The sequence below is a fragment of the Escherichia sp. KCJ4928 genome, from assembly GCF_004352695.1.
Lineage (GTDB): Bacteria > Pseudomonadota > Gammaproteobacteria > Enterobacterales > Enterobacteriaceae > ECMA0423.
The window spans coordinates 1-255 of record NZ_SJWV01000844.1 but is presented as its reverse complement, the minus strand read 5'-3'; the positions used below and the strand labels follow the sequence as shown (position 1 = coordinate 255).

Genomic DNA, 255 nt, shown 5'->3' with positions numbered 1-255 from the left:
GAGGTTCGTCCCATATCAACCCCAGTCTCAGCATGTCCTGCCGCAGCCCTTCAATGGCTTCTTCCACACAGGGTTCCGGGCAGGGCAGGCCGAGACGACACGCTTCATTTTCTGCCCGGGCAACGGCTACCACGCCGGCCCCTTCGATGAAGCCTTTTGTGGTGTTTGCCCGGTGAAGGGCATAGAAGAGCGTCCGGTCAACGCCCTTGAGCCACAGCCAGTTCGGAGGCGTCAGGCGCAAATCATGTGCGTAAA

The 255-nt window shown here is 60.0% G+C and carries 1 pseudogene; it reads right to left on the bottom strand.

Going from position 1 to position 255, the window contains the following annotated elements:
• Nucleotides 1-255: pseudogene (locus E0D98_RS27030) on the bottom strand (conjugal transfer protein TrbA); the annotation flags it as partial.